This is a genomic window from Bradyrhizobium sp. CIR48, assembly GCF_014198315.1.
Lineage (GTDB): Bacteria > Pseudomonadota > Alphaproteobacteria > Rhizobiales > Xanthobacteraceae > Bradyrhizobium.
Window position 1 is genome coordinate 21,033 of the sequence record NZ_JACIHG010000025.1, and the last position, 8,466, is coordinate 29,498.

The 8,466-nt window shown below is 66.2% G+C and carries 6 protein-coding genes; 1 reads left to right on the forward strand and 5 read right to left on the reverse strand.

The window, feature by feature from the left end:
* Nucleotides 1-224: 224 nt before the first annotated feature.
* The 4 genes from GGD66_RS40785 to GGD66_RS40800 are packed head-to-tail and all read right to left on the reverse strand — an operon-like array spanning nt 225 to nt 4,823.
* On the reverse strand, nt 225-611 hold the full coding sequence (locus GGD66_RS40785) for an MAPEG family protein (protein ID WP_018316810.1): 387 nt from the start codon (nt 609-611) through the stop codon (nt 225-227).
* A gap of 27 nt (nt 612-638) precedes the next feature.
* Nucleotides 639-1,721, reverse strand: coding sequence for a lipocalin-like domain-containing protein (locus GGD66_RS40790; RefSeq protein ID WP_183262222.1), 1,083 nt, complete (start codon nt 1,719-1,721; stop codon nt 639-641).
* Nucleotides 1,711-4,173 (reverse strand): FtsX-like permease family protein, encoded by a 2,463-nt coding sequence (locus GGD66_RS40795; protein WP_183262223.1) that lies wholly within the window; start codon nt 4,171-4,173, stop codon nt 1,711-1,713. The genes GGD66_RS40790 and GGD66_RS40795 overlap by 11 nt, the downstream gene beginning before the upstream one ends.
* Entirely contained in the window at nt 4,170-4,823 is a 654-nt protein-coding gene (locus GGD66_RS40800; protein ID WP_183262225.1) for an ABC transporter ATP-binding protein, read from the reverse strand. Before GGD66_RS40800 ends, GGD66_RS40795 begins: the two co-directional genes overlap by 4 nt.
* 146 nt (nt 4,824-4,969) lie before the next feature.
* Between GGD66_RS40800 and GGD66_RS40805 the strand changes: the two genes are divergently transcribed.
* On the forward strand, nt 4,970-6,304 hold the full coding sequence (locus GGD66_RS40805) for an MFS transporter (RefSeq protein WP_183262227.1): 1,335 nt from the start codon (nt 4,970-4,972) through the stop codon (nt 6,302-6,304).
* 211 nt (nt 6,305-6,515) lie between these two features.
* Here the strand turns inward: GGD66_RS40805 and GGD66_RS40810 are convergent, their stop codons facing one another.
* On the reverse strand, nt 6,516-8,234 hold the full coding sequence (locus GGD66_RS40810) for an amidohydrolase family protein (protein WP_183262229.1): 1,719 nt from the start codon (nt 8,232-8,234) through the stop codon (nt 6,516-6,518).
* Nucleotides 8,235-8,466: the final 232 nt, after the last annotated feature.

The following is an 8,466-nucleotide window of genomic DNA, read 5'->3' on the forward strand; positions in this document are numbered from 1 at the left end:
AGCGTGAAACGCTGCTGCGCAGAGCCGGGACCCACGCTCGACCACAAACTCTCTGTCGTCCCCGCGAACGCGGGGACCCATAACCCCAGGGGGAAGTTGTTGCGCGGGCTGATAACTTCGAGTCTTCGCCAAACCTCTCCCTGTGAGTATGGGTCCCGGATCAGCGCTCCGCTTCGCTACGCTTGTCCGGGACGACAGCGAAACGTGGGGCCGCAGATCATCCCTCACACCATCCGCAACACCACCGCTCCCAGCGCCCCCGCCCACAGCGCCATGGCGGCGAGCGCCTGGATCGCAAAGCCGGTGCCGCGCTTTGCTGCCGCCTTCGTATAGCCGATGAAGTAGACGACGCGGCCGATGATCCAGACCGCGCCGATCGCTGCCGCGATGCCGTCGCCGATATAGATCGCGAATAGCCAGAGCGCCGGCAGGACAATCGGCATCCATTCCAGTGTGTTCATCTGGATGCGGAAGGCGCGTTCGAAATCCGGATGGCCCGACATCGCCGGCACCTTGACGCCGGTCTTGGTGCGCGAGCGCGACACGTTGATGGCGGTGAAGAAATAAAACGCGATCGCCAGCAGCGTGACGAGGGCGGTGAAATGATACATCGCTGGTTCCTTCAAACAGACCGCGCTTCAATACCCGGTCAGCTCGAGATAGCCAACGCCATCATGCGTCCCGGCAAAGCTGATCGGCCCCTCCCAATAGGAGAAGCCGGTCCCCATCCAGGCCCTGGGATTGAGCGGCTTGCAGTGGATCGAGAACGATCGCGACGGGATCGCGATCTGCCACTCCACCGGCAGCTTGCGTCCCGCAACCTCCGCCGTCGCCTTCGGGATCATCTGAATGTCGTCGCCCGCGATCATCTGCGTTTCGCCGGCAGCGCTGATCCAGTTGCCGAACGGATAGTCTTTGCCGTCCTTCTGTCGCAGCCGATACAGCATCAGCTTGTCGCCTGACGACAGATGCAGCGACAGCCAGTCCCAGCCGGTCTGGTCGGCGTCGAGCGGCTGGCTGCTCCATTCGCGGTCCATCCAGGCCTGGCCCGTCACGTCCACCGGTTTGTCGTCGATGGTGAGCGTGCCGCGGGCGCGGTAGAACGGCTGGCTGTAATAATAGGACGCCTGCCCACGCTCCGACTTGCGGCTGAAGCCGCGATCGCCTTGCAACACCACAGCGCGAGCGGCCTCCAGCGTCAGCGCGTAGCTGAAATCGGTGCTGGACGCCTTCAGCGCCAGCGGCGCCAAAGTACGGTCGTCGGTGCGCTCGAGGGCCTTCATCTCCCAATCATCGATCCAGGCATCGAACGGCTTTGCCGTGACGCCGGCCTGCCCCACGCCGCCGCGTGAAAAGACTTCGTTGAAGCGGTGGGTGTCGGCGCGCGTCACCGCGGCGTGCGCCATCCACACCTGCTGATTGGCCCAGCCTTCGCCTTGCGGGCCCGGCTGCGCCGCCTGACGGAACAGCGTCCATTGCAGGCCGCACGCCGCGCCGCTGGAATCGACGAGGTTTGCCGTCAGATACCACCATTCGATACGAAACTCCGGATGCGGCCCGTGATCGCCAGGAAAGGCAAACAGCTTTCCCGGCGTCACCTTCCCAAAGCCATCCGCTTTCTCACCGAGCCCGGCATAGCCCTGCGCGCTGGCGCGGCGTGCGAGCACCAGCGCGGCGAAGCCGCCGGCGAAGGCGCGGCGCGACATGCGATCAGCGCTCATTGGCAAACACCTTGACGAGATTTTCCGGCTGCATCCGCGCCAGCCGTGCCACCGGCAACAGCGCCGCAAGCAGCGACGCGAGCAGCGCGACCGCGACCAGCTCAACCAGCTGCAGCGGGAATACGTGGAAAGGCAGCCGCCAGCCGAACGCCTTCACGTTCACGATCGCGATCAGGCACCACGCCACTAGGAGGCCGAGCGGCACGGCGAGCAGCGCCGTGAACAGCGCCACCGACAGCGTCTTGGTCAATTCGATCGCGGCAAGGCGCGGCCGGGTGATGCCGATCGCCCACAGTGGCGCGAGGTGCGGCAGGCGGGAGTTCGCCAGCGTGAGCAGGCTCGTGAACAGCGCGATCCCGGCGACACCGAGCGTGAATGCGTTCAGCGCCGATGTCACCGCAAAGGTGCGGTTGAAGATGCGGATCGATTCCGCCTTCACCGTCGCCTGGTCGGCGACGCTGCGGTCGTCGAGTGCGAATTGCTTCTGCAAGGCCGCGATCAGGCCGGGAATGTTCTCCTTCGCGACGATCAGGCCGATCCGCGTCTGTGGCGTCTGCGGAAACTGCCGGATCAGCGCCGCGACGTTGACGGTGAGTTGCCCCCTGGGATTGCCGTAATCGGCATAGATGCCGACGATGTCGAGCTGCCATGTCCCGCTAGGTGCCGGCACCTCGACGACGTCGCCGATGCGGACGTTGAGGCGGCGGCTGAGCTGCTCGCTGATGAAGGCGGCATTGCCCGGCACGAGCCGGCTCCAGCCGCGCGGCGCGGCTTCCAGCAGCGGCCAGCGCTCGCGATAGAGCGCGTGATCGGGCAGGCCGAGCAATTCCACCGGCTGGCCCTGAACCTGCGCCTCGGCGCGGCCGCCCGACAGGATCGCCTGCACGTCGCTGCGCTCGCGCAGCCAGTTGCGGATGGCAACGCCTTGCGCATTGTCGGAGGCGCTGATGTAGACGTCGGCTGCGAGCCGTCCGTTCAGCCAGCCGAGGAAGGTGCGGCTGAAGGTTTCCACCATGGTGGACACCCCGACATTGACGGCGAGCGCGAGCAGCAGCGCCATCAGCGCCAGCGACAATCCGGAAAGCTGCTGCCGGCTGTCCGCCCAGAACCACAGCGCAAGCGGCTTTCTCGCGGCGCGCTGACCCGCGAGCAGCATGATCTCGAGCAGCGCCGGCAGGATCAGCGCCGCGCCGAACATCAGCGCCGCCAGCACGCCAAAGCCCGCGATCAGCGATTGCCCGTACTGAAGCAACAGCAGCGCGACCGCGAACACGGCGCAGGCCGCACAGCTCTGCAGGATCAGCCAGCGGCGCTGCCTCTGCTGCCAGGCGTGCGGCTGCGCGGTCGCCAGCACCGGCATCCTGATCGCCTTGATCAGGCTGGTCGCCGCCGCTACGAGCGCGCCCGCAATGCTGATGCCGATGCCGGCGAGCCACCATTCAGGCTGTAAGGTCAGCTGCCCCGGGATCTGTGCGCCATAGAGCCCGCGCAGTGACGCCGCGACGTCGGGCAGCAGCACGGCCGCGATGAAATAGCCGCAGACGAGCCCGATCAGGCCGGCGATCAGCGCCAGCGCCACGAGCTCGATCACCAGCACGGTGTTGACCAGCCGCGCCGAGGCGCCGCAGGCGCGCAGCGTTCGCAGCATCGGCAGCCGCTGCTCGAAAGCGAGGCCGACGGCCGAGTTGACGATGAACAGGCCGACGAAGAACGACAACAGGCCGAACGCCGTGAGGTTGAGGTGAAAGCTGTCGGTGAGGCGTTCCAGCTCACTCTCCGCGTTCGGCTCGACCAGCTGCAATCGGTCGCCGACCACGCTTGCCAGCGGCGCAGGCTTGCTCTTGGGCTTGCCGATCAGAAGCCGCGACAGCTGATCCGGCTTGTTCAGCAGACCCTGCGCCACGCCGATATCGACCACCAGCACGCCGGGCGCGAGCTGCGGCAGCACGCGTAGTGGCGGCAATTTCGCGCCGTTGCTGATCGGGGGCGCCGCGCCTTCTGCTTCCTGCAAGTCGCTCAACGTCTCCCGTGCCACCAATGTCTGGCCCGGCGGTGCAACAAAGCTGCCTAAATCCGCAGCACCGAGACGCGGTGCGTTGCCGATTTCGACCGGCAGCGTGACCGGCTCGATCCCGAGCAGCCGCACCGAACGTCCGTTGATCTGGACCCGGCCCTCCAGCGCCGGCGACACCGGCCAGCCGGCGCGGCGGAGCTTGATGAACAATTCCTGCGGAAAGGTCGCTGCCTGGGGCGCCACCAGCATCGCGGTGCGGACGCCGCCGAACGTCGCTGCGGCGCGGTCATAGGCGTTGCGGGCCTGCTGGTTGATGGCCTGCACGCCGCTCCACAGCGCGGTCGCCGCGATCAGCCCGACCAGCAGCGTCGCGAACTGCATCTTGTGACGCCGCCAATGGCTGAGCAGCACCGCGAGGACCCAGAGCGCGCGTCTCATGCGATCCGCCCCGCATGCAGGGTGAGATGGCGGTCGAGCGTGCCGGCCAGATGCAGGCTATGGGTCACCATCAGGAAGCCGCAGCCGGTGCGCGCGACGAGGTCGCGCGTCAGCGCCAGCACGTTCTCGGCGGTGGCCTCATCGAGATTGCCGGTCGGCTCGTCCGCCAGCAGTAGCGACGGCCTTGTCGCCAGCGCCCGGCCGATCGCGACCCGTTGCTGCTGGCCGCCGGACAATTGCTCGGGATAGCGCTTCAGGAGAGCGCCGAGCCCGAGCCGTTCGACCAGCTCCTTGGTCCAGGCTGCATCGTGACGGTCGGCGATCCGCGCCTGAAAGGCCAGATTGTCCGCGACCGACAGGCTCGGGATCAGGTTGAATTGCTGAAAAACCAGACCGATCCGGTCGCGCCGCAAGCTGGCGCGCCCTGCATCGGACAGCGCGGTGACCTCTATGTCCTCTAGCCGGATCGCGCCGCCATCGGCGGCATCGAGTCCCGCGATCAGGTGCAACAATGTGCTCTTGCCGCTGCCGGACTCACCCGTCAGCGCGACGCGTTCACCGGCCCTGAGGTCGAGATCGACGCCGCGCAGCACATGGACCGGCTCGCCGGCCGAGGAGAAGGTCTTGGAGAGATTCTTGATGCTCAACACGATGAATGACGCCGGGCGGAATGAGCGGAATTGCTGCGTAGCACACTTGCTGCGGAAATGCCGGGTTGCGTTGGTCTCGAAGCCGTTGTTAGCTCCCAAGACAGCCAAATCAAAAAAGTGCCAAAAGACATCGACGGGGGAGAATCATGAGCGTTGAGGGAACGACGGAGGTAGCCGGCAAGGCGATCGGGACCAAGGGAACGCCAAAGGGCGCCTGGACCGTCACGTTTCTCCTCTTCCTCTTCATGGTCGTGAACTTCGCCGACAAGATCGTCGTCGGTCTCGCCGGCGTGCCGATCATGACCGATCTGAAGCTCACCCCGGAGCAGTTCGGCCTGCTCGGCTCCTCGTTCTTCTTCCTGTTCTCGATCGCGGCCATCGTGGTCGGCTTCATCGTCAACAAGGTGCCGACGCGCTGGGTGCTGCTCGTGCTCGCAGTGATCTGGGCGCTGGCGCAGTTTCCGATGGTTGGCACCGTCTCCTTCACCACGCTGCTGATCTGCCGCATCGTGCTGGGTGCCGGCGAAGGCCCGGCCTTCTCCGTCGCCGCGCACGCCATCTACAAATGGTTTCCCGACGAGAAGCGCACGCTGCCGACCGCGATCCTGTCGCAGGGCTCGGCCTTCGGCGTGATCCTGGCGGTGCCGGCGCTGAACTGGATTATCGTCAACCATTCCTGGCACTACGCCTTCGGCGCGCTCGGCGTCGTCGGCCTGATCTGGGTCTGTGCCTGGCTCGCGCTCGGCAAGGAAGGCCCGCTGGAGGACACGCAGGTCCTGGCCGCGACCGAGCAGAAGATCCCTTACTTGCAGCTTCTCACCTCTCGCACCTTCATCGGCTGTGTCGCGGCGACCTTCGGGGCTTATTGGGCGCTCTCGCTCGGCCTGACCTGGTTCACGCCGTTCATCGTCAAGGGGCTCGGCTTCTCGCAGAGCCAAGCCGGCTTCATCTCGATCCTGCCCTGGGTGTTCGGCGCCACCATCGTCATTCTCACCGGGTGGATCTCGCAGGTGATGATGGCGCGCGGCTACAACACCCGCGTGGCGCGCGGCGTGCTCGGCTCGGTGCCGCTGGTGATCGGCGGGTTGATTCTGGCGACGATGCCGCACGTTCAGGGCGCGGGCCTCCAGATCGCGCTGCTCGTGGTCGGCTCTGGCCTGTGCGGGGCGATCTATGTAGTCTGCCCGCCGATGCTCGGCGAGTTCACGCCGACGTCGCAGCGTGGCGCGATCCTCGCGATCTACGGTGCGCTCTACACGCTCGCCGGCATCATCGCGCCGGCCGTGATGGGGGCGATGATCCAGCGTGCCGGCAGCACGGTCGATGGCTACATGGCCGGCTTCACCATCAACGCCGTGATCATGGTCGGCTCCGGCCTGCTCGGCCTGCTGCTGCTGTGGCCGAACTCGGAAAAGGCAAGGTTGATGCGCGGTGCCGCCCCGCAGCCAGCTGCGCTGAAGGGCGTGGTGTCGCCGACGTAAGGGGCTGCTCTCTTACCCTCCCCTGGAGGGGGAGGGTCGATCGCGCGAAGCGCGAGCGGGGTGGGGTGATCTCTCCGCTCGGGCACCGTTGGTTGGGGAGAGACTGTCACCCCACCCCGTCTCACATTTCGCCTGCGCTCCGTGTGAGCCGACCTACGGGCGAGCTACGCTCGTCCCGGACCCCTCCAGGGGAGGGTAAGCAACAACGCCGCTAGCTCGCGAGCCCCTGCGCCCCACGAATCAACTTCCCCGGCCGCCTGCCCGTGGCCTCGCCCTGCCGGCGCGTCACCACGCCTGAGACGATCGTCGCCTCATAGCCGTCGACGTCCTGCAACAGGCGCCGCCCGCCAACCGGCAGATCGTAGTGCACCTTCGGCGGATGCAGATGCAGGCGGTCATAGTCGATCACGTTGACGTCGGCCTTGTAGCCGGGCGCAATCAGCCCGCGATCGGTGAGGCCGACCGAGAGCGCGGTCTTGCGTGACTGCGCCGCGACCACGAACGGGATCGACAGTTTCTCGCCGCGCGTGCGGTCGCGCGTCCAGTGCGTCAGCAGATAGGTCGGGAAGCTCGCATCGCAGATGATGCCGCAATGCGCGCCGCCGTCGGACAGGCCCGGCACCGATTGGGGGTCGATCAGCATCTCGCGGGTCGCGTCGAGATTGCCGTCGGCATAGTTGAGGAACGGCACGTAGAGCATGCCGCGGCCCTCGTCCGACAGCATCGCATCATAGGCGAGCTCTTCCGGCTGACGGCCCTGCTTGCGCGCCTGCGGCCCCAGTGCGTTCTCCGGCGGCTGCTCGTAATCGGGGGGATCGCCGAGCAGAAACATCTTGTCGTAGTTGGGCCGGAAGAACAGTGGATCGTCGGTGGCGGTTGCCGTCTCGCTCAGGATCGCCTTGCGCACATCGCTCTGATGCAGCCGTGCCAGCCGCTCCTTCAAGGGAAGATGCGCGATCGCCCTGTAGCTCGGATGGGTCTGGAACGGATTGCGCGACAGCTCGAGCCCGAGCAGCAGGCCGACCGGGCGCGCTGCGATCTGCGCGGTGATGGAGAGGCCGCGCTTCGCCGCTGCATTGATCTCGTCCAGCGTCTGGCGCCAGCGGTTTGGCGATCTGTCGTTCTGTGTGATCGAGAACGAGATCGGGCACTTCGTCGTGTCGGCGACCCGCAACATCATCGGCAAATCTTCGTGGATAGTGGAGAGATCGAGCACGAATTGCAGCACGCTGCGGCCCTGGCTGTGCATCGCCCCGGCGATCGCGGTGAGCTCGTCCTCGCCGGCCTTCAGCGTCGGTGTGAAGTCGCCGGTCGAGGTGCGGTGGTTGAGCGTGCGCGAGGTCGAGAAGCCGAGCGCGCCGGAGCGCACCGCCTCGCCCGCGAGCTTGGCCATCGCCGCATTATCCTCGGCGGTCGAGGGATCGCGGCGTGCGCCGCGCTCGCCCATGACATAGACCCGTAGCGCCGCATGCGGCAGCTGCGCGCCGACATCGATGTCGAAATCGCGCTTGGAGAGCCAGTTCATGTAGTCCGGAAAGCTCTCCCACGCCCAGGGAATGCCGGCGCTCAGGACAGGCTCGGGAATGTCCTCGACGCCTTCCATCAGCTGGATCAGGCGGGTGTGGTCGGCGGGCTTGCACGGCGCGAAGCCGACGCCGCAATTGCCCATGATCGCGGTGGTGACGCCGTTCTGCGAGGACGGCGTGATGTCCTGACTCCAGGTGACCTGACCGTCGTAATGGGTGTGCACGTCGACGAAACCCGGCGTCACCAGCTTTCCGCGTGCGTCGATTTCCTCGGCACCTTTGCCAGAGACCTTGCCGACCTCGCTGACCTTCCCGCCGGTGATGGCGACATCAGCCTCGAACAGCTCGCCGCCGCGACCGTCCGCGACGGTGCCGCCGCGGATCACCAGATCAGGATTGCTCATGTGTTTCTTCCCGTTTTGTTTCTTGTTTCTTGTCGTCGTCCCGGACAAGCGCGCCCTAAGCGCGCGCAGATCCGGGACCCATAACCACGGGGAGATGTTTTGCGACGACTCGGAGTGACCACCTCGTGCCGCAACTTCTCCCTGTGGTGATGGGGTGGACGGCCCCCTACGGCATCAGTGTGCCAGAATGAGGTTGTCACACACCCATTCACAGGAGCCGTCCGTGAGCCAG